Annotated in this window: 13 protein-coding genes; 7 read left to right on the top strand and 6 right to left on the bottom strand. The window is 68.5% G+C overall.

The window, feature by feature from the left end; genetic code table 11:
* Nucleotides 1-101 precede the first annotated feature (101 nt).
* Nucleotides 102-1,802 carry a ShlB/FhaC/HecB family hemolysin secretion/activation protein gene (locus ASD34_RS05725; RefSeq protein WP_235509984.1) on the top strand — a complete coding sequence of 567 codons (1,701 nt, stop codon included), beginning with the start codon at nt 102-104 and terminating at the stop codon, nt 1,800-1,802.
* A gap of 10 nt (nt 1,803-1,812) precedes the next feature.
* Nucleotides 1,813-10,590 carry a hemagglutinin repeat-containing protein gene (locus ASD34_RS05730; protein WP_082548509.1) on the top strand — a complete coding sequence of 2,926 codons (8,778 nt, stop codon included), beginning with the start codon at nt 1,813-1,815 and terminating at the stop codon, nt 10,588-10,590.
* 183 nt (nt 10,591-10,773) lie between these two features.
* On the opposite strand, the gene ASD34_RS05735 is transcribed toward ASD34_RS05730, so the two are convergent.
* The 4 genes from ASD34_RS05735 to ASD34_RS05750 are packed head-to-tail and all read right to left on the bottom strand — an operon-like array spanning nt 10,774 to nt 15,461.
* Entirely contained in the window at nt 10,774-12,000 is a 1,227-nt protein-coding gene (locus ASD34_RS05735; protein WP_056574057.1) for a M20 family metallopeptidase, read from the bottom strand.
* A 23-nt stretch (nt 12,001-12,023) separates the two neighbouring features.
* Nucleotides 12,024-13,811, bottom strand: coding sequence for a 2-oxo-4-hydroxy-4-carboxy-5-ureidoimidazoline decarboxylase (gene uraD / locus ASD34_RS05740; RefSeq protein ID WP_056574060.1), 1,788 nt, complete (start codon nt 13,809-13,811; stop codon nt 12,024-12,026).
* The gene (gene puuE / locus ASD34_RS05745; protein ID WP_056574063.1) at nt 13,808-14,770 is read right to left on the bottom strand and encodes an allantoinase PuuE; all 963 of its coding nucleotides are present in this window, start codon (nt 14,768-14,770) and stop codon (nt 13,808-13,810) included. Before puuE ends, uraD begins: the two co-directional genes overlap by 4 nt.
* Nucleotides 14,771-14,786: 16 nt before the next feature.
* Nucleotides 14,787-15,461: a GntR family transcriptional regulator gene (locus ASD34_RS05750; RefSeq protein ID WP_056574067.1), complete on the bottom strand. Its 675-nt coding sequence runs from the start codon at nt 15,459-15,461 to the stop codon at nt 14,787-14,789.
* A 108-nt stretch (nt 15,462-15,569) separates the two neighbouring features.
* On the opposite strand from ASD34_RS05750, the gene uraH reads away from it, so the two are divergent.
* On the top strand, nt 15,570-15,920 hold the full coding sequence (gene uraH, locus ASD34_RS05755) for a hydroxyisourate hydrolase (RefSeq protein WP_056574070.1): 351 nt from the start codon (nt 15,570-15,572) through the stop codon (nt 15,918-15,920).
* A 2-nt stretch (nt 15,921-15,922) separates the two neighbouring features.
* Here uraH and ASD34_RS05760 read toward each other — a convergent pair whose 3' ends face one another.
* Nucleotides 15,923-16,426 (bottom strand): hypothetical protein, encoded by a 504-nt coding sequence (locus tag ASD34_RS05760; RefSeq protein ID WP_056574073.1) that lies wholly within the window; start codon nt 16,424-16,426, stop codon nt 15,923-15,925.
* Between the two features lie 116 nt (nt 16,427-16,542).
* On the opposite strand from ASD34_RS05760, the gene xdhC reads away from it, so the two are divergent.
* From xdhC to ASD34_RS05780, 4 genes are all read left to right on the top strand, one after another.
* Complete coding sequence (xdhC, locus tag ASD34_RS05765) at nt 16,543-17,349, top strand: xanthine dehydrogenase accessory protein XdhC (protein ID WP_056574076.1); 807 nt, start codon at nt 16,543-16,545, stop codon at nt 17,347-17,349.
* Nucleotides 17,350-17,563: 214 nt separating this feature from the next.
* Nucleotides 17,564-18,772, top strand: a complete 1,209-nt coding sequence (locus ASD34_RS05770; protein ID WP_056574078.1) for a urate hydroxylase PuuD — start codon at nt 17,564-17,566, stop codon at nt 18,770-18,772.
* Between the two features lie 72 nt (nt 18,773-18,844).
* Nucleotides 18,845-20,191, top strand: coding sequence for a glycerate kinase (locus ASD34_RS05775; RefSeq protein ID WP_056574081.1), 1,347 nt, complete (start codon nt 18,845-18,847; stop codon nt 20,189-20,191).
* 184 nt (nt 20,192-20,375) lie between these two features.
* The gene (locus ASD34_RS05780; protein WP_056574084.1) at nt 20,376-21,818 is read left to right on the top strand and encodes an NAD-dependent succinate-semialdehyde dehydrogenase; all 1,443 of its coding nucleotides are present in this window, start codon (nt 20,376-20,378) and stop codon (nt 21,816-21,818) included.
* On the opposite strand, the gene ASD34_RS28075 is transcribed toward ASD34_RS05780, so the two are convergent.
* Nucleotides 21,779-22,084 carry a hypothetical protein gene (locus ASD34_RS28075; RefSeq protein WP_056574087.1) on the bottom strand — a complete coding sequence of 102 codons (306 nt, stop codon included), beginning with the start codon at nt 22,082-22,084 and terminating at the stop codon, nt 21,779-21,781. The genes ASD34_RS05780 and ASD34_RS28075 overlap by 40 nt on opposite strands.
* Nucleotides 22,085-22,089: the final 5 nt, after the last annotated feature.

A 22,089-nucleotide genomic window follows, 5' to 3' on the forward strand; every position in this document is an offset into this window, starting at 1 on the left:
GGACTTTAGTCCAATGCGCGCCGCAAACAGGCTCCCTAGCATCGCGCCGTCATTGTTCCAGAGGCTGCTCCATGCGCGCGACGTTCTTGCTGAGGTATTGCTTGACCCTGTGGGGGGCGGTGCTCGGCGTATCCATCACGCATGCGCAGGTGGGCCAGGGCGCGATCGACCGGCAGAACCAGATCATCGAGCGTCAGCAGCAGGATCGTCTGCGCGAAGAGCAGGACCGTGCGCTGCGCGCGCTGCCTCCGCCGGGCGGTGCCAACCTGCAGCAGGTGCAGCCGCAGATCGCGGTGCCCGACATCGGTGCCACGTGCCGCGACATCCGCGCGATCCGGATCGGCGGCGACACCGCGACCCTGCCCGACGACCTGCGCCAGCGCCTCGAGCGCGAGAACGCGGGCCGTTGCCTGGGCGTGGCCGACCTCGAAGGCATCCTCGCCGCGTTGACCAAGAGCTACATCGATCGCGGCTACATCACCACCCGCGCCTACCTGCCCGCGCAGGACCTGCGCAGCGGGGTGCTCGAAGTGACGGTGGTCGAGGGAAAGATCGAACGCTTCGAAGTGACGGGCGGCAACGACCGGGCCCAGTGGATCCGCGGCACCTTCCCGGCCAGCCCCGGAGACCTGCTCAACCTGCGCGACCTGGAGCAGGGCATCGACCAGGTCAACAGCCTGGCTGCCAACAACGCCAAGCTCGACCTGCGCCCCGGCAGCCAGCCCGGCCAGACCGTGGTGGTTGTCGAGAACCCCGCCACCTTTCCCGTGCACCTGTACACCTCGCTCGACAACGCGGGCACGCGGGCGACCGGCGTCAACAACGCATCGGCCACGGTCAGCTTGGACAGCCTGCTCGGGTTCAACGAGCTGATCTCGATCACCAAGCGCCAGTCGGTGCTGCCCGAACGCTGGGACCACAAGTCGGACGCGACCGGCCTGCGCGCCGTGCTGCCGTTCGGCTACAACACCTTCAGCATCGACGCCAGCCAGAGCGACTACACCAACGTGCTGCGCCTGCCGGGCGGCCAGCGCCTGATGTCCGAAGGCCGCACCGTCAGCAAGAGCTTCACGGTCGATCGCGTGGTCTACCGCGACCAGGCGAGCCGCGCCTCGCTGTCGGCGCGGGTGGGCACGCAGTCCAGCCGCAACTGGCTGGGCGGCGAGTTCCTGCAGGTGAGCAGCCGCGACCTGAGCACGCTCGACATGGCTGCGAGTGCGTTCACGCAGGTCGGCGGCGGCATCTTCAATGCGCGGCTGGGCTACGTGAGGGGACTGAAGGCCTTCGGCGCCCTGCAAGACGCCGGCACCCTGCCCGACGACCTGCCGCACGCGCAATTCCGCAAGCTGACGCTCGACCTCGGTTTCTCGCGCCGCTTCAGCGTGGCCGACCGCCCCTTCGTGTGGTCCAGCCAGTTCAGCGGCCAGCGTGCGTACGACACGCTCTACGGTACGCAGCAGATGCTCATCGGCGGCAACGCGTCGGTGCGCGGTTTTCTCAACACCGTGCTCAGCGGCGACAGCGGCTTCTTCCTGCGCAACGAACTGTCCATGCCCTGGCAGGTGGCACTCGGCGACGGCGCGCCGCTGTCGGGTCGCGTCTACACCGGCTTCGATGTCGGGCGCGTCAGCAATCGCGCCAGCGGCGTGCCGTCGGGTTCGCTCTCGGGCGTGACCCTGGGCACCGCACTCCAGTGGAAGACCGTGAGCCTGGACGTCTTCGCCTCACGTGCCGTCAGCGTGCCCGGCACGCTGAAGCGCGAAGGCACCCTGTACGGCTTCCGCCTGGCCGCCTCCCTCTGAGATACGCACCATGAACCATATCTATCGAATCATCTGGAATGCCGTGTCCGCTGCCTGGGTCGCCGTGGCGGAAACCGCGCGCGGACATGCAAAGAGCAGCAAGGCGGCACGCCGTCGCCGCGCCGCCGCGCTGCTCGGCGTCCTGGCGTTGATTCCGCCCGTTGCGCTCGCGCAGGTCGCGTCGGTGGTGGTGGCGCCCGGCAGCAACCTCAATGCCTACGTGGCGCCCAACGGCGTGACGGTGGTCAACATCAACCAGGCCAACGCCGCCGGGCTCTCGCACAACCAGTTCCAGAGCTTCAACGTCAACCCGATCGGGCTGATCCTGAACAACACGACCAGCGCGCAGATCGCCTGGCAGTCGCAGCTGGCGGGCCAGGTCACGGCCAACTTCAACCAGACCAATGCGGCGCGCGTGATCCTGAACGAGGTGGTGTCGAACAACCGTAGCACGCTGGCGGGCTTCACCGAAGTCCTGGGCAGCAGGGCCGACGTGGTGCTCGCCAATCCGTATGGCATCACCTGCTCGGGGTGCGGGTTCATCAACACCGATCGGGTCACGCTGACGACGGGCCTTCCCTTCATGCGCGCGGATGGAAGCCTGGGCGGCTTCAACGTGAGCCAGGGCGACATCCTGGTCACGGGTGCCGGGCTCAACGCGACGGCGCAACAGGTGCTCGACCTGGTGACCCGATCGGTCAGGCTGGAAGGCAACGTCAACGCACAGGACTTCGGTGTGTTCGCGGGCACCAACCGATGGGACTACGGCACACGCGCCGTCGCCGGCAGCGCTGACGCAAAGGGCCCCGCGCCGGTCTACGCCATCGACAGTTCGGCGCTTGGCGGCATGTACGCCAACCGCATCAAGCTCGTCGCCACGGAAGCGGGCGTGGGCGTGCGCATGCGGGGCGATGCGGCGGCGAGCGCGGAAGACTTCATGCTTTCGAGCGCCGGCGGCGTGGAGATGCGAGGCAGGATCTCCGCGCAGCGCGATGTGCTGGTGGCCAGCACCAGCAACGATGCGGCGGCGGTCGCATTGGTCGAGGGCACGCTGACGGCGGCACGCGACATTGCCGTGACCACCGGCAGTGGCGGCCTCGCACTGGCACGCGGCGTCATCTTGGCCGGCAACGATCTCAAGGCCAGCGGCGCCCGTATCGACGCCGGACAAGGCTCCCGCCTGCAGGCGGGCCGTGCACTCGAGGCCAGCGCGACTGCCGGCGATCTGGCTCTTGGCGCGGCAGCGGTGCGGGCCGAAGGCGACCTGCATCTGGCGACGACCGGCACGCTCTCGACGGCGAGTGGCGAGGGCCAGGGCGTACAGAGCATGAACGGGAACGTCGCGATCGATGCCGCAGGCGGCCTCACCAACGCGGGGGTCATCACGGCCGACAAGGGCCACCTGACGCTTCGAGCGGGTGTGCAACTGTCGAACAGCGGCACGCTGAACGCGGGTGTCGTGCTCGATATCGCCGACAGGGCGGGAGGAGGCTCCCAGTCGATCGTCAACAGCGGCAGCCTCATTGCGGCCCAGTCCATGACGACGCGCGCCGCGGGCATCGACAACACCGGCTGGATGCAGGCCGGTGGAACCAACGCCCTTGATGCGGCGAACCTGCGCAACAGCGGCAAGATCGTGGCCGTCAAGGGAGGCGCGACGCTGAACGTGGCGCAAACGCTCGACAACACCGGGAGCGTGCGCGCCGAACAGGACATCACGATCGCCGGCCGGAACGGCGACGCGGTCCGGCAGCTGAACAACAGTGGCGACCTTCTCGCGGGCCGCGCGATGGACGTGCGTGCCGCCGCGCTGGTGAACGCCGCGTCTGGCTGGGTCCAGGCGGCCACCGGCAGCACTGTCGAAGCAGCAACGCTCGACAACGCCGGCACATGGCTGCTGTCGCAGCAGGCTGGCGGGCTTGATCAGGTGCGCGTGGCCGGCAATCTGGTCAACGCCGGTGTCATGCAATCGGCGGGCGATGTCCGGCTGAGTGCCCACACGCTGGACAACCGCAACGCATTGGTCGCCAACGGCAGGCTCGAAGCGGCCACGGCCGGCACGCTGGCGAATGCCTCCGGCGCCATCCTGCAGGCCGGTCAGACGCTGGCGCTGACCTCCGGCGGTGCGTTGGTCAACGGGGCCGACGCCACCATCACCGGCCGGAGCGTGGAACTCACGGTGGCACAAGGCATCGACAACGACGGTGTCGTCACGGCGAGGAGCGGCGGCACGCGCCTGCGGGCAGACGGCACGATCGACAACAGCGGCAAGATCCATGCGGCGGGCTTGCTCGACATCGCGGACCGCAGTGGTGCAGCGGGCGAAACGGTCGTCAACAGCGGCGTCCTGGTCGGCGGGGAGGCGCTCCTGCTCAAGGGCGATGCGGTGCGGAATCTCTCGGGCGCCCGTGTCGAGGCCGGCCGCACGAGCACCGTGGAAGCCGCGTCGTTGCACAACCAGGGCACGTGGCTCCTGTCCACGCAAGGCGGCGGTGCCACCAGCGAGGTTCGGGTGCGCGACACGCTCACCAACGCGGGCACGATGCAGGCGGCGCAGGATGCCGCCATCATCGCGAGCCGGCTCGACAACCAGACGTCGGCGCTGCTGCGCACCGGCGGCCGGTTGGAAGCAACGCTGGGCGGTTCTCAAGCGCTGGGCAACGCCGGAACCATCCAGGCCGGCGCCGGGCAAGGCGGGTCAACGGCTGCGCTGAAGATCACCGCGGCCCATGGCCGGATCGACAACGCATCGACCGGCGTCCTGTTGGGCGACCAGCTCGCGATCTCGGCCGACAGCATCGTGAATTCGGGTGCAATCCAGGGCGGCGGCAGCGCAGCATCGAGCGTCGAGACCGCCGGCACCTTCACCAATCAAGCGGATGCCGTCCTGACCATGGGCACCACCGAGACCAGCGGCGGGACGCTGGCAGCCGCGGGCATCGCCAACCACGGCACCCTGCAATCGCTGGGCGGCCTCACGCTCGCCATCGGGACCGGCGGGCTGCAAAGCCGGACCAACGGCCGCGCCGGCAACGGCGACATCGTGGCCAACGGCCCGCTGACGCTGCAGGCGCGTGCCGGCGGCGACTACACCGCGAACATCGACGGCACGCTGCAGAGCAAGAGCGGTGCGCTGGTCGTGAGGGGCGGCGGCAACTCCGTTTTCGCGCTCGAGGGCAATGCGCTCGGCAAGACGGTCAAGGTCGACATCGGGGGCGTGCGCATCGGTGCAAGCGCCGCACTGAGTTCGCAGGAAGACCTGGACCTCGATGCGTCGAGGCTGTCCCTTGCGGTGCGCGGAACGGGCAGCAACGCGGTGACGGGCCGCATCCTGGGGGCCACGAGCCGCACGGGCAAGGCCACGCTCGACATCACCCAGGCCTTCACCAACGACGGGCTGCTGTTCTCGGGCAACGACCTGGAGATCAACGCGCCATCGATCACCAACAGCGCGGCCACCGGCGGCATCGCGGCGCTCAACAACCTGACGATCAAGGCCAACGCGGGGTGGCTCGATCTCTCCGCGGCTTCGCCGTCCGCGGGCGCAGGAAACCTCGACAACCTGGGTTCGCTCTATGCGGGGGGCACGTTGGCAGCGACCGCCAACGGGACGCTGCTCAACCGGGGAACGATCAACGCCGGCAGCAAGATCGACCTCAAGGCGCACACGCTGGTGAACAACACGGAGATCAACAGCGACGGCGACATCGCCATCGTGGCCTCCCGCCTGCGCAACGAAGTCCAGGGTGGCGACACGCGTGTGTGGATCGACGGCCCGGTCACCTACGACGGCAAGGACGGTGGCGTCTACAAGGACAGCCCCGGCGCCTTCGAGAATCTCGATTTCGGCCAGGACTACAGGAAGGACTGGACCAGGGTCTTCGGATTCCGGCCAGGCACTGCGCCCACGGTCACGCCCCAGATCACGGCGGGCAAGGCGATCAAGCTCGAATTCCACGAGGGCAAGAATCTTGGCGGCCTGATCTATGCAGCCCAGGGCATCGACATGGAGGGGTTCGCCGATGCGAACGGCAACCGCGCCACGTTCGTCAACGACTCGCTGGCGACCCGCACCGAACATTGGACTACCCGCTGGACCATGCATCGCAAGGAAGCAGGTCAGGCCGGGGGTGCCGAGATCTATGGCTGGTCGCTCTGCACGGGCGAGCGGTACGACAGCATCTGCACTTTTGACGGCTACAAAACTGTGAAGGGGCGCGTCGACTCGACGCAGGTTCCCGGCCTCAACGCCGGCATCTACACGAAGGACCTCACGGGCCGGAATTTCTTGCTATCCAACCAGGGGGGCGCCTTCGACGCGCAGCTCGGGGACGCGAAGAGCGGCACCAGCGCGACGCGCGGCGGCGTGAGCAACAACAGCCCGACGACCGGCCCCGGCGGCGCGATCTCGCGTGACACGGCCGGCGCCGCGGGTGCGGCTGCCGCCGTCGGATTCGCGGGCGGGCGCAGCGCGGGCACCGTCTCCGGCATCTCCTTCCTGGACGCGAACGCGGCGAACGGCGTCAGGGGCACGTCCTTTGGCGGCATCGATATCACCCTGCCGGGCAATCCCAACGGCTTCTTCGTGATCGCGAGGGCGCCGGGCGCCAGGTACCTGGTCGAGAGCAATCCGCTGTACATGGCCGGCGGCGCCACCGTGGGCTCCGACTACCTCTCCAGGCTGCTGGGCTACAACGCCGACGAGATCGGCTTGCGCTTGGGGGATGCGAGCTACGAAGCCTGGCTGGTCAAGCAGCAGCTCATCAAGCAGACCGGCAACGCGGTGCTCGCCAGCTACGCGGGCGCGGACACGCAGATGCAGGGCCTGATGGAAAACGCCGCCACGCAAAGCGCGTCGCTGGGCCTGGTGTACGGCAAGGCGCTCACGCCCGAGCAGCAGGCCGGGCTCCAGCAGGACATCGTCTGGATGGTGCAGACCGAGATCGACGGCAAGAACGTGCTGGCGCCGGTGGTCTATCTGTCGCAAAGCACCAAGGGCAAGATCGTGGCGGGTGCCGTGATCTCGGCCCAGGATGCCAACCTGAGCCTGAACGCGCTGACCAACAGCGGCGGCACCCTCATCGCGAGCCGCTCGCTCGTGGTGGCATCGACCGGCGACATCAGCAACCTGTCCGGCCTGATCAAGGGCGGTGACGTGAGCCTGAGCTCGTCTCAGGGAAGCATCGTCAACAAGACGCTGAGCGAAGGCAGCGGCAGCGAGCAGTTCTACCGGACGGTGATCGGCAAGACCGCCGGCATCGAGTCGACCGGGACGCTCTCGCTCGACGCGAAGAAGGACATCACCAACGTCGGCGCCACTGTGAAGGCCGGCACCGATGCCCGGCTGAAGGCCGGCGGCAACGTGAACTTCGACACGATCGAGAACAAGACCACGGACACCGTGGCCGGCGACCTCCGCATCGATGGCGTCGACGGCCGCACCAAGACCACGACCACCACGGTGCAGCAGGTCAAGTCCGGTCTCACGGCCGGCGGCAACCTGTCCATCGACGCCGGCAAAAACATCACCCTGGCCGGCACCGACACCCAGGCCGCAGGCAACGCCGACCTCAAGGCGGGCGGCGACCTGAACCTCATCGCGCGCGAGAACAGCACCACCACGCACACCGAGAGCAAGGCCAGTGGCTTCGGCATGAACAACTCGCTGTACGGCTCGACCACCGTCACCAGCGATTCGACCTCGGTACGCAACGTGGGCAGCACGCTGCAAGTGGGCGGCAATGCCTCGCTGGCAGCCAAGAACGACCTCACGGTGCAAGGATCGAGCGTCGACGTGACGGGCAGCGGCACGCTGAGTGCGACCCACGTCAACGTGCTGGCAGGCCGCAATTACGACGAGACCCACACCACGACCAAGCAGAGCGGCATCCTGCAGGTCAGTGCATCGGGCGGCGGTGCGGCAAACTCGCAGGCGAGCGCGCAAGCGGGTGCCGGCCGCGGCCTGGCAGCAGGAGGTGCACAAGGTTCGGCCGAAGCGACGGGCCAGGGCGCCGCGGGTCTGGCCTTCAATTCGAGCACGACCACGCAGACCGACACCACCGATCTGAAGCATGTGGCGTCGACCCTGAACTTCGGCGGCGACCTCGCCGTGAACGCCTCGAAGGACGTCACGCTGCAGGGCTCGACGGTGAACGCCGGCGGCAATGCCCAGGTGAACGCGCAGAACGTCAACCTGCTCGCGGCCGAGGACAAGTCCACGTCCAGCACCACGACCACCCGGACCACGGTCGGCCTCATGGCGAGCACCGACAACAAGGTCGCCGCGAATGCATCCGTCGATGAATCGGCATCCGGCGGCAACGGCCGCGCGCCGAACGCCAAGGCCGGTGCGCAGGCGGAAGTCTCCGCGTCGAGCGACAACCGCATCGACCTGGTCCAGCACAGCAAGACCACGCGCGAAACGCTGGACACCACGCACCAGGGCTCGGCCATCACTGCCAAGGGGAACCTCGGCATCAAGGCCGCCGACACCCTGGCGCTCGAAGGCTCCAACCTTGCAGCCGGTGGCGACCTGAACATCGCGGCGAAGGACATGCAGTTCAAGGCCGTGGACGACGTGCACGAAACGCGCACCAGCAGCGACACCACCACGGCCGGTCTCTATGCAACCGGCAACGCCAAGGCCAGTGCCAACGCGGGCGCGGCCGGCGGACTGGGCGCGCAGGCGGGTGCGTCGGCCAAGGCATCGGCGGCGGGCGAAGTGGGGCTCTACGGCTCGAACACCCGCACGGGGTCGGTCGAGGGCGCCACCACCGCCGTGACCTCGGGGCTCTCGGCTGGCGGCAACATCAGCCGCGTGGCGGACAACGCCATCACCGACGTGGGCACGCGGATCGAGGGCGGCGGCAACCTGACCCAGTCGGCGAAGACCATCACCAGCCTCGCGGCGGCAGACACGACCTACGCCTCGTCGAGCACCGACACGAACACCGCGAAGATCGGCGTCTATGCCGAGGCCTCGGCCGGCGTGTCCGCCCAGGCGGCCGCAGGGCCGGGCGCCACCAAGCCAACCCAGCGCTCCAAGACGGTCGGCGCGGGCGCGCGTGCAAGCTACGAACTCGACCAGGCGTCCGAGCAGTCGGCCAGCAGCACCGCCGTGGTATCGACCATCCGCATGGGCGGCAGCGTGAACAGCGTCTCGAGCGGCAGCACGACGCTGGAGGGCACGAACATCGCGGCCGGCAAGGACGTGACGCTGGGCGCCAGCCGCCTGGACTACACGGCGGCGCACAACACCAGCAGCGCGAGTTCCAAGAGCACCAGCGCGGGGGCGACGGTGGGCGTCGACGTCATGAACAAGGAGGTCAGTGTCGGCGTCGACTATGCGGGCAGCAACAGCAGCCAGAGCACCCGCACGGCCGTGGTCGGCGGCATCCAGGCCGGCGGTGATGTGAAGGTCACCACCACCGGCGATGCACGGTTCGAAGGCACGAACGTGGTGGCGGTCGGCGCGGCCGGCGTGGCCACGGGGGGCAAGCTCAGCTTCGATGCGGCCAAGAACACCACCGCGTCGAACAGCGAATCGAACAGCGTGGCCGTCGAGGTCGCAGCCGGTAAGTCGGGCGCCGCGGGCAGCGGCGGCGTCAGCCACGAGCGCTCGAAGAGCGCCTCCAGCGAAGACGTGGCCGGCAGCATCCGAAGCGGCAGCGGGCCGCTGACGATCACGTCCGGCGGCGATGCCACCTTCACCGGCACCGCGCTCGCGAGCCAGGGCGATGTCGCGGTCGGGGCCGGCGGCAACCTCGCCTTCAACGCGGCGCACAAGACGCAGAGCAGCGAATCGGTCAAGGTCGGTGTGTCGTCGGCCGTGTCGGCCGGCGCGAAGACGATGGGGGCCACGGATGCGGCAGGCACCGGCAACGCGCAGTCCACGACGACGACGGGCGCCACGGCCCCGGCGAGCGGCGGCAAGAAGTCCGGCGGCAAGGAGATGAACCAGCGCAGCGGCGAGGGCTCGCTCGGCGTCGGCAAGGGCGAAGCGAAGAGCGACACGGCCACCGGCGGCAACATCACCAGCGGTGGCCGCGTGCGGCTGTCGTCCGGCAAGGACACGACGCTCGAAGGCACGCAGGTCAAGGCGGCCACGGGCATCGCCGCCGACGCCGGTGGGACCTTCACGCAGAAGGATGCCGTGAGCACGGCCAGCTCGTCCAACCCGGGCTTCACGGCCGACGCCGCGGGAACGACCGTGTCGCCGAAGAAAGCGCCGGCCGGCAAGGCGGGCGCGGGCAGCACGCCGACCTCGGGCAATGCGGGCGCGAAGCCCGCTGCCACGCCACCGGCCCCGACCAAGCCGCTGCCGCCGATCCCCGCGAGAGGCGCCAAGCCTGCGACGACGACGCCATCGACCACCACGGGAGCGGTCAAGCCGCCGACCCGGCCACTGCCGCCGATCCCCGCGGGAGCCACCAAGCCTGCGACAACGACGCCATCGACCACCACCGGAGCGGCCAAGCCGCCGACCCGGCCGCTGCCGCCGATCCCCGCGGGCGCAGCCACGTCTTCGGCGGCGTCGCCGCCGAAGACCACCGCCGGAGCGACCCCGCCAGCAGGCGCAACACCCGCAACCCCGGGCACGAAGCAGCCGTCAGTGCCTCCAATCCTCGAACAGAAGAAGGGGAGCGCTGTCGTGGATGTCTACGTGGACAACCAGCAAAGCAGCAGCGGGCAGGCCACGACGCTGGATGGCGGTTCGGGCGGCATCGTGATCAACCAGGGCCGCCCGGCGCCGAAAGGACCCAAGACCGATGCCGGCGCGCCCCCGTGAGCGTTGTGCCTACTGCCCCGCCACCTTCACGAACACTGGATTCGGCCGGCCTTCATGGTGTCAGTCACCGCGAAGGAGCCTTCACTGTCGAGCGTCCAGTCGGTGCGGGTGAAGCGCTTCACCACGCGGGTCGTCGGGTGGGTACCGCGCGCGTAGCGTGTACTTTCAACGGCTTGCGTGCGTTCAGGCGAGCAGGTCAGCCAGCGTGCGCGCCACCACCTTGGTCGCGCGGCGCAGGTCTTCGAGGACCACGCGCTCGTCGCTGCGCTTGGCGTGCGATTCGAGCACGGTGCGCGGGCCGGCGCCGTAGATCACGCCGGGAATGCCGGCCTCGACGTACAGGCGCACGTCGGTGTACAGCGGCGTGCCCATGGCCTTGATGGGTTCGCCGAACAGCTCGCCGCCGTGCTTCTGGATCGCATCGACCAGCGGCTGGTTGCCGGCCAGCGGCTTCATCGAGTTGGCGAGCAGCATGCGCTTGATCTCGACCGTGATGCCCGCGCTTTCGGCGGCGGCATCGGCGATCACCTGGCGGATGTTGGCTTCGACCTCGACCGGGTTCTCTTCGGGGATCATGCGGCGGTCGAGCTTGAACACGACCTTGCCGGGCACGACGTTGGTGTTGGTGCCGCCCTCGATGCGGCCCACATTCAGGTAGGGGTGCGTGATGCCCTCGACCTTCGACGTGACCTGCTGGTAGAGCGTGTTCTGCGCGTACAGCGCGTTCAGGATCTTGGTGGCGCCCTGCAGCGCGTCGACGCCGGTGGTGGGCACGGCGGCGTGCGCCATCTTGCCGTGCACGGTCACTTCCATCTGCAGGCAGCCGTTGTGGGCGGTGACCACTTCGTAGCTGAAGCCGGCCGCGATCATGAGGTCGGGCTTGGTCAGCCCCTTCTCGAGCAACCATCCCGGGCCGAGGATGCCGCCGAACTCTTCGTCGTAGGTGAAGTGCAGTTCGATGCTGCCCTGGGTGGGCTTGGCCACGGCTTCGAGCGCGCGCAGCGCGAAGGTGAAGCTGGCGAAGTCGCTCTTGCTGACGGCCGCGGCGCGGCCGTAGAGGCTGCCGCCCTCGATCTCGCCGCCGTACGGGTCGTGCGTCCAGCCTTCGCCGGGCGGTACCACGTCGCCGTGGGCGTTGAGCGCCACGGTGCGTCCGCCGCTGCCGTACTGGCGGCGCACGATCAGGTTGGTGATCGATTCGAGGCCGTAGTCCTTCACCTCTTGCGCGGGCACGGCGTGCTTCTCGGCGTCGAGGCCGAAGTCTTTCAGCAGCTCGGCGGTGCGCTCGGCGTGCGGTGCGTTGTTGCCGGGCGGCGTGTCGGTGGGCACCTGCACCAGTTGCTGCAGGAACTGCACTTCCTCGTCGAAGTGGGCGTCGATCCAGGCGTCGAGTTTGGCGTAGTCGGTCATGGTGATTGTTCTTGTGGGGTCGGTCAGTGGGCTTGCTCGGTGGCGAGGTTGTTCAGCAAGAGCTGGAAGGCCTGCACGGCGAGCTGGATGTCGTCGTTGGTGCTCGACTCGAGCGGGTTGTGGCTGATGCCCGAGTTGATGCCGCGCACGAAGAGCATGGCCTGCGGCATCACCTCGTGCAGCTTCATCGCGTCGTGGCCGGCGCCGCTGGGCATGCGAAAGAGCGGAATGCCCAGCGCGTCGACGGCCTGTTCCCAGCGCTGCTGCCAGGCGGGATCGCTCGGCGCGGCGGCGGCGCGCATGGTTTCTTCGAGCTCGTAGCGCACGCCGCGGCGTTCGCAGATGTCCTTCAGCGCGGCGACCACGTCGTTGGCCAGCGCGTCGCGCTGTGCGTTGTTGGGCGCGCGCAGGTCGAGGCTGAACTTGCAGCGCCCGGGCACGACGTTGATCGAGCCGCTGGGCACTTCGAGCATGCCGACGGTGCCGACCGAGTCGCCGTCTTTGGCGGCGCGCTGCTCGGCGTAGAGGATGAGTTCGGCCACGGCGGCGGCGGCGTCGCGGCGGCGGTCCATGGGCGTGGTGCCGGCGTGGCTGGCCATCCCGATGACTTCGCCCACGTAGCGCACGCTGCCGTTGATGGAGGTGACGATGCCCAGCGGCAGGTCGAGCTCGGTGAGCACGGGGCCCTGCTCGATGTGCACCTCGACGAAGCCGAGGTAGCGCGCCGGGTCACGCTGGATCTTCGGGATGTCTTCTTCCTGCAGGCCCGCGTGCTGCATGGCCTCGCGCATGGTGATGCCGTCGGCATCTTTCTGGTCGAGCCAGCGGGTGTCGAAGTGGCCGATGAGCGCGCCCGAGCCGAGGAAGGTGGCCTTGTAGCGCTGGCCTTCTTCTTCGGCGAAGCCGACGACCTCGAAGGCGAAGGGCAGGCGGCGGTTCTGGCGCTTGAGTTCGCGCACGCAAGCCATGGGCACGAAGATGCCCAGGCGGCCGTCGTACTTGCCGCCGTTGCGCACGGTGTCGTAGTGCGAGCCGGTGAGCAGGGTCTTGGCGTCGGGCGTGGCGCCTTCATAGCGGCCGACCACGTTGCCGACCGCATCGATGTGCACGGAGTCGAAGCCGCAGTCGCGCATCCAGCCCGAGATGTTCGCGGCGCAGGCGCGGTGCGCGTCGGTCAGGTACGTAACGGTGAGCTGGCCCTTCTCGGCATAGCCGGGGTCGGTGTGCACCGACAGCTGTTCCTGCCAGTCCCACACGTCGTTGCCGAGCGTGATGTCGGCGCCGAACTTGTCGTTCAGGCGGATCTCGGCGATGCGGTGGATGTTGCGCAGCGCCTCGCCGAGCTCGAAGCTCGGGTGGTTGTGCAGCCGGCGCGCAAAGGTCTCGATGATCTCGCGCTTGGCCAGGCCCGTGCCGCGCGGGCCGCGCACGGCCAGGATGAACGGGAAGCCGAACTTCGCGTTGTAGTCGGCGTTGAGCTGCTGGATCTGCGCGAACTCTTCGGGCGTGCAGTCGGTCAGGCCGGCCTTGTTCTGCTCGTTGGTCGACTCGGCCGTGAGCGTCTTGCTGACCATGGCCTTGCCGGCGAGTTCGGGGTGGGCGCGGATCAGGCCGATCTGCTCGTCGGCCGATGAGGCAGCCAGCGCCTGCACCAGCGCGTGCTTGAGGTGCGCGAGCGAGCGGAAGGGGCGCTGCACCAGCGCGCGCTGCGCGATCCAGGGCGAGTGTTCGTACACGCCGTCGAGCATGGCGACGGCGGCGGCCGGCGCGGCGGCGTTGAGTTGGGCGAGGGTGAGGACAGGGGTGCTCATGATGCGGTTCCGGCTTCGAAGGGGTGCGCCTGCTTCCAGTGGCGTGCGATGTCGACGCGGCGGCAGACCCACACCTTGTCGTGCGTGGCGATGTGATCGAGAAAGCGCTGCAGCGCGGTGATGCGGCCAGGGCGGCCGAGCAGGCGGCAGTGCATGCCGATGCTCATCATCTTGGGGCTGTCGTCGCCGTTCGGATCGCCTTCGGCATACAGCGCGTCGAAGGTGTCCTTCATGTACTGGAAGAACGGGTCGGCGTGCGAGTAGCCCTGCGGCAGCGCAAAGCGCATGTCGTTCACGTCGAGCGTGTAGGGCACGATGAGCTGCGGCACCACGCTGCCGTCGGTCTTTTGCACCTTCATCCAGAAGGGCAGGTCGTCGCCGTAGTAGTCGCTGTCGTACTCGAAGCCGCCGTAGTCGGCCACGAGGCGGCGCGTGCGCGGGCTGTCGCGGCCGGTGTACCAGCCGAGCGCGCGCTCGCCGGTGAGCTTTTCGATCGCTTCCATGCCCAGGCGCATGTGCTCGCGCTCGGTGGCTTCATCGATGTTCTGGTAGTGGATCCAACGCCAGCCGTGGCAGGCGATTTCATGGCCGAGTTCCTTGAAGGCGGCCGTGAGTTCGGGGTAGCGCTCCAGCGCCATGCCGACGCCGAACACGGTCAGCGGCAGGCCGCGCTTTTCGAACTCGCGCAGGATGCGCCACACGCCGGCGCGCGAGCCGTACTCGTAGATGCCTTCCATGCTGATGTGCCGGTCGGGGAAGCTCGCCGGGTTGAACATCTCGGACAGGAACTGCTCCGAGCCCGCGTCGCCGTGCAGCGTGGCGTTCTCGCCGCCTTCTTCGTAGTTCAGGACGAACTGCACGGCCACGCGCGCGCCGCCGGGCCAGCGGGCGTGGGGCGGGTTGCGGCCGTAGCCGACGAGGTCGCGCGGGTAGGGCTGGGTGGTGTCGTAGGCAGTCATGGGGTCATGGTGTGGATCAGGACAACGCAAGCGAGATGTCGTTGGTCGGGACCTTGCGGTCGAAGGTGAGATTGGCCTCGACGTGTTCCAGGTGCTCGGTCATGAGGCGCACGGCGAGTTCCTCGTCGCGCGCGGCCAGCGCCTTCACGATGTCGGCGTGCTCGTCGTTGGAGTGCTCGGCGGCGCTGGTGCTCTGGTACATGAGCGTGATGAGGGCGCAGCGCGAGATCAGCTCGCCCAATATTTGCGCCAGCACCTGGTTGCCCATGAGCTCGGCCATGCGCACGTGGAAATCGCCCAGGAGCTCGGTGCGGCCCGACACGTCTTCGCCGCCGACGGCCGATTTCTCGAGCGCCACGTGCTCCTTGAGCGCCTTGATCTTGGCCGGCGTGACGCTGCGCACGAAGGCGCGGGTCATCTCGGCCTCGAGCATGCGGCGCACGGCGAACACCTGCTTGGCTTCGTCGACGGCGGGCGCGGCCACGAAGGCGCCGCGTGCCGGCTCCAGGCGGATCAGCTTGTTCTGCGAGAGCTGGAACAGCGCCTGGCGCACCAGCGTGCGCGACACGCCGAAGTGATCGGCCAGCTTCTGCTCGGCGAGCTTGGTGCCGGGCTGGAGGCGGTGCTCGACGATGGCCTTCGTGAGGGCATCGACGATCGAACGGGTGGTGGAGGACTCCATGTTTTTCATGATAGACCCAAAGCCGGTAACTGTATACACTTTTGTCCACCGGAATTTCCCGCCCCTTTGGTCTCCCCGATCTCACCGATCCGGCACCATTTTTTGAAGGAATGCCTCATGGGCTTGAGCACTCACGTACTGGACACGATGCACGGCGGCCCTGCGGCCGGCATGGAGGTGGCGCTGTACACCACCGACGGCGACGCCGCGACGCTGGTGAAGCGCTTCACGCTGAATTCGGACGGCCGCAGCGACGGTCCGCTGTACGACAACCACTCGATCAAGGTCGGCACCTATCGCCTGGTGTTCGACGTGGCGGGTTACTTCAAGGCCCGCGGCGTGACGCTGCCGGAGCCGAACTTCCTGAACAAGGTGGCGCTGGACTTCGGCGTGGCGCACACCGACCAGCACTACCACGTGCCGCTTCTGGTCAGCCCGTGGAGCTACTCCACGTACCGCGGCTCCTGAGGTCAGTCGCCTTGCAGCTGACCTTCGGTGAGCGTGTCGAGCTGGAAGCGCCCGCTCTTGTCCCACAGCCAGGTGTCGGTCCAGGTGACCGCGCCCAGGCGCTGGGCGGGCGGGAAGGGCGCGGCCTGCAGCACGGCGCGCTCGATCTCGGCGATCACCTCGGGCGCGTGCTTGGGCGCGCGCAGCCAGTGCATCGAGACCACCTTGCCGCCGGTGTCGAGGTTCACCTGCAACGTCCCGACGGCGTACAGCAACGGCGGCATCTGCCCCTTGTAGATGCGCGAGGCGTTGGCGTTGTAGATGTGGCGGGCTGCGTCGCGGCGGTAGTCGCGCGCGGTGGTGGCACTCGAAGCGCGCGGCGCGGGTCCGCTGCCCTGTGCATTGCTGGCACCGCTGAGCTGGCCGGGCACCGAGCCCGTCGAGCCACAACCGGCGAGCCACAAGGCGGAAAGAACAGTGGCGGCCCAGGCGAGGCGGCGCGGCGTAAGCTGGCGGTTCGTCATCATCGCCGGGGTTATACCGTGAGTCGTTGCAGGCTCGGCAACCGAAGGTATCGGGCATGCGCAGTGCCGGGCCGCCCCAAGCAAGCTCGCACCGCAGCGCGGAGCGCGGAGGTTTTCGAATGAACGGTGCGGTCGATCAATTGCTGATGCGTCTTCGCCAAGAAGACGCGGTTCTGGTGCGCGTCGAATCGACGCAGGGCTCGGCCCCACGCGAGGCCGGCACCTGGATGGCCGTCTGGGCCGACGGGCTCACGGCCACCATCGGCGGCGGGCAGCTCGAATTCCAGGCCACGCAGGAAGCGCGCGAGATCCTGGCCGGCACGCGCAGCCTGGACGGCGTGCAGCGCTATCCGCTGGGCCCGAGCCTGGGGCAGTGCTGTGGCGGCGTGATGTTCCTGACCTATCGGCGCATCGGCGCGGCCGACGTGCCCGCGTTGCAGAAGGAACTGGTCGCGCAGCTTGAACCCGTGGCGCTCTTTGGCGGCGGCCACGTGGGCGCCGCGCTGGCGCGTCTGCTGGCCGTGCTGCCGTTCTCGGTGCGCTGGATCGACAGCCGCGACGGCGTGTTCCCCGACGCGCTGCCTGCGCAGATCGACACTGAACATTCGGAGCCCGTGCAGGACGCCGTGGCCTCTCTCTCGCCCGGCAGCCGCGTGCTGATCATGAGCTTCAGCCACGCCGAAGACCTCGACATCGTCATCGCCTGCCTGAAGCGCTTGCGCACGCGGGGCGACCTGCCCTACATCGGCCTCATCGGCAGCAAGACCAAATGGGCCACCTTCCGTCACCGGCTGGAGGCGCGCGGCTTCACGGCCGACGAACTGGCGCGCGTCACCTGTCCGATCGGCGTGCCCGGCATCACGGGCAAGGAGCCCGAGGTGATCGCGGTCGCCGTGGCGGCACAGTTGTTGCAATCGCTGGGCTGAACAGGGTTTTCCCTTGGCGGTGACGCCGCAAAAAGCATCCCGCCTCGTGCCAAAACTGTATACACTTTCGGTCCACAACAAGCCGCAGCGGAGCGAGGTCGTTTTCAACGGACCTGCGTTCGCGGCACTTTCTCTGCTTACAGCGCCCGCAGTGGTGAGCAGGCTGAAACCCCTCATCGACGCCCCACGCGTCTAGAGGGTTGAGAGAGAGCACATGGAAAGCTATTACCTCGACTGGGCCAACCTGCTGCTGCGCTGGGTCCACGTCATCACCGCCATCGCATGGATCGGCGCCTCCTTCTACTTCGTGATGCTGGACAACAGCCTCGAGAAGCCGCAGGACCAGGAGTCGCTCGACAAGGGCGTGGGCGGCGAGCAATGGGCCGTGCACGGCGGCGGCTTCTACAACAGCCAGAAGTACGCGCTGGCGCCCAAGAAGCTGCCTGACCACCTGCACTGGTCGTACTGGGAGAGCTACTCGACGTGGCTCACGGGCTTTGCGCTGTTCACCATGTCGTACCTGTGGAACGCAAGCACGTACCTCATCGACAAGAGCAAGATGGACTGGCAGCCCGGCGCCGCCATTGCCGTGGCGCTGGCCTTCTTCGTCGTGTTCTGGATGGTCTACGACGGCATCTGCCAGATCTTCGGGCGCCGCAAGAACGGCGACACCATCGTCGGCGTACTGATCGCGATCTTCATCGTCTTCGCGACCTGGCTGGCCTGCCAGTGGTTCGCGGGCCGTGCGGCCTTCCTGCTGGTGGGCGCCATGATGGCCACCACCATGAGCGGCAACGTGTTCTTCTGGATCATCCCCGGCCAGCGCAAGAACGTGAAGGCGCTGCGCGAAGGCCGGCCGGTCGATCCGGTGCACGGCCAGCGCGGCAAGCAGCGCAGCGTGCACAACACCTACTTCACGCTGCCGGTGCTGTTCGCGATGCTGAGCAACCACTACAGCTTCACCTACACGCACAAGTACAACTGGATCGTCCTGCTGCTGATCATGCTCGGCGGCGCGGCCATCCGGCAGTTCTTCGTGGTGCGTCACCGCTTCAAGCTGGGCAACGCGGGCAATCCGCTGCCCTACGCGATGGTCGGCATCGCGGTGCTGGGCCTCACGATCGTGTGGATGAAGCCCGCGCCGGTGGCGCCGGTCGCGGCCACCACCCAGGCCGCGCCCGCCGTGGCTTTCCAGGACGTGCAGAAGGTGCTGGAGCAGCGCTGCTTCATGTGCCACGGCGCAGCCGTGCAGATGAAGAACGTGCGCGTCGACACGCCCGACCAGGTGACGGCGCACGCCCAGGCGATCTACCAGCAGGTGGTGGTGACCAAGATCATGCCGATGAACAACGCGACGAACATCACCGACGAAGAGCGGGCGTTGATCGGCCGCTGGTTCCAGGCCGGCGCCAAGACGAACTAGAGGCGCAGCGCGGCCTGCGAGGGCGGGCCGCCGGTCGTCGCACAATCGCCGAATGGAGACAACACGCAAGCCATGACCGCATCGACCTCGCCTTCGCCCACTGCCGCCACGCCCGATCCGCGCGAAGCCCCGCGCGCCTTCCTCGAACACCTGTACCGCGTGGCGGTGGACCGCGCACTGCCGCTGTCCACGCTGGGCGCCCATCTGCCCCAGCCGCCCAAGGGCCGTGCCGTGGTGCTGGGTGCCGGCAAGGCCGGCGGCTCGATGGTGCAGGCGCTCGAGGCGCTGTGGCCGGCCGACGCGCCGCTGTCGGGCCTCGTCGTCACGCGCTATGACCACATTCCGCCGCGCCCCGAAGGCGTGCCGCAGCGCATCGAGATCGTCGAGGCCGCGCACCCCGTGCCCGACGCGGCCGGCCAGCAGGCGGCCGAGCGCATCCTCGCACTCACGCAGGGCCTCACGGCCGACGACCTCGTGCTGTGCCTCATCTCCGGCGGCGGCTCGTCGCTGCTGGTGCTGCCGGCCGAGGGCCTCACGCTGGCCGACAAGCAGCGCATCAACAAGCAATTGCTCGACAGCGGCGCCCACATCGGCGAGATGAACTGCGTGCGCAAGCACCTGTCGCGCATCAAGGGCGGCCGGCTTGCGGCGGCCTGCGCGCCGGCGCGCGTGGTCACGCTCACCATCAGCGACGTACCGGGCGACGACCCGGCCGTGATCGCCAGCGGCCCCACCGTGCCCGACGCCACCACCTGCGCCGAGGCGCTCGCCATCCTCGACCGCTACGGCATCGAGGTGCCGGCGCCCGTGCGTGCGCAGCTCGAAAGCGGCGCACTCGAAACCCCCAAGCCCGACGACGCCGCGTTCGCCGGCCACAGCACGCACATGATCGCCACGCCGCAGCAGTCGCTCGAAGCCGCCGCCGCGGCCGCGCGCGCCGCGGGCCTCGAGGCGCACATCCTCAGCGACGAGATCGAAGGCGAATCGCGCGAAGTCGGCAAGGTGCATGCGGCGCTCGCGCGGGCCGTGGCGCTGCGTGGCGCGCCGTTTGCGCGGCCCTGCGTCATCCTGTCGGGCGGCGAAACCACGGTCACCATCCGCCCGCGCCAGCCCGGCCAGGCCAAGGGCCGCGGCGGGCGGGCCGGCGAGTTCTGCATGGGGCTGGCCGGTGCGCTCATGGGCCAGCCGCAGGTGTGGGCGCTGGCCGCCGACACCGACGGCATCGACGGCGTGGAAGACAATGCCGGCGCCTTCGTCACGCCCGACACCCTGGCGCGCGCCACGGCGCAGGACAGGAAGCTCTCCGACCACCTCGACCGCAACGACGCCTACGGCTACTTCGACGCCATCGGCGACCTGTTCGTGACCGGTCCGACGAACACCAACGTCAACGACTTCCGCGCGATCCTCGTGCTGTAGGCCGGCGCGGGCCGGACCGCTGCGATGCCCGGGCCTCGGGCAAGCTTCCTGAACTCAGGTTAATCTACGGCCCCGGCGGCGCTTGGCCGCCGTTGTCGCATGCGCACCCCCACGGGGTGCCGCGCCGCGCGCCCCATTTCCCGTTTCGTTTTCACCATCCAGTCCTCGAAGGAAAGAGTTCGCCATGACCGCCACCTACACCGACACCCGCCTGCTGATCGACGGCCAATGGGTCGATGCCGCCGACGGCAAGACGCTCGACGTGCTGAACCCCGCCACCGGCAAGGCCATCGGCAAGGTGGCGCACGCCAGCACCGTCGACCTCGACCGCGCTTTGGCCGCCGCCCAGCGCGGCTTCGAAGCCTGGCGCGACACGCCCGCCAACGAGCGCGCCGCCGTGATGCGCCGCGCCGCCGGCCTGATCCGCGAACGCGCCCTGGACATCGCCAAGCTGCTGACGCAGGAACAGGGCAAGCCGCTGGGCGAGGCCAAGGTCGAAATGATGGCCGCCGCCGACATCATCGAGTGGTTCGCCGACGAAGGCCGCCGCGTGTACGGCCGCATCGTGCCCTCGCGCAACCTGGCCGCGCAGCAACTGGTCATCAAGGAGCCGGTCGGCCCGGTCGCGGCCTTCACGCCGTGGAACTTCCCCGTCAACCAGATCGTGCGCAAGCTCGGTGCTGCGCTCGCCACCGGCTGCTCGTTCCTGGTGAAGGCACCTGAAGAAACGCCGGCTTCGCCCGCTGCGCTGCTGAAGGCCTTTGTCGACGCCGGCATTCCGGGCGGTGTCGTGGGCCTCGTGTTCGGCAACCCGGCCGAGATCTCGAGCTACCTGATCGCGCACCCGATCATCCGCAAGGTCACGTTCACCGGCTCGACGCCGGTCGGCAAGCAGCTGGCTGCGCTGGCCGGTTCGCACATGAAGCGCGTCACGATGGAACTGGGCGGCCACGCCCCGGTGATCGTGGCCGAAGACGCCGACGTGGCGCTGGCCGTCAAGGCCGCCGGTGCCGCCAAGTTCCGCAACGCGGGCCAGGTCTGCATCTCGCCGACCCGCTTCCTGGTGCACAACAGCCTGCGCCATGAGTTCGCGAGCCTGCTGGTCAAGCACGCCGAAGGCCTGAAGATGGGCGACGGCCTGGCTGAAGGCACCAACCTCGGCCCACTGGCCAACGCCCGCCGCCTCACGGCCATGGCCCACGTGCTGGAAGACGCGCGCAAGAAGGGCGCCACGGTCGCGACCGGCGGCGAACGCGTCGGCGACACCGGCAACTTCTTCGCACCCACCGTCATCACCGACGTGCCGCTGGACGCCGACGTGTTCAACAACGAGCCCTTCGGCCCCATCGCCGCCATCCGCGGCTTCGACACGCTGGAAGAAGCCATCGCCGAAGCCAACCGCCTGCCCTTCGGCCTGGCCGGCTATGCCTTCACCAAGTCGATCAAGAGCGCGCACCTGCTGAGCCAGAAGCTCGAACTCGGCATGCTATGGATCAACCAGCCTGCCACGCCCTCGCCGGAAATGCCGTTCGGCGGCGTGAAGGATTCGGGCTACGGTTCGGAAGGCGGCCCTGAGGCCATCGAGGCTTACTTGAACACCAAGGCGGTGTCGATCCTCGGCGTCTGAACTGGGCTCTCCCCCAGGCTGCGCGCACTTCGTGTCGCTTCGCCAACCCCTCGCCGGGGGCAACACCACGGCCCGGCAAAGCCGGTTCCGCGGTGTTCCTTGAACGGCCCGACGTCGGCCGGCCCGAAGGCATGCTGGTCGATGTCGCGCACCGGGTAGTTCGCGGCTTCCAGTTGCACCAGCAGCTGGTCCATCACCTCGGGCCGCGCCGCGCATGAGCAGATCACTCGCACCGTGTACGTCGCCTCGCTCGATTCCTCGTGCACCGGGC

The sequence above is a fragment of the Variovorax sp. Root473 genome (assembly GCF_001426505.1).
GTDB lineage: Bacteria > Pseudomonadota > Gammaproteobacteria > Burkholderiales > Burkholderiaceae_C > Variovorax.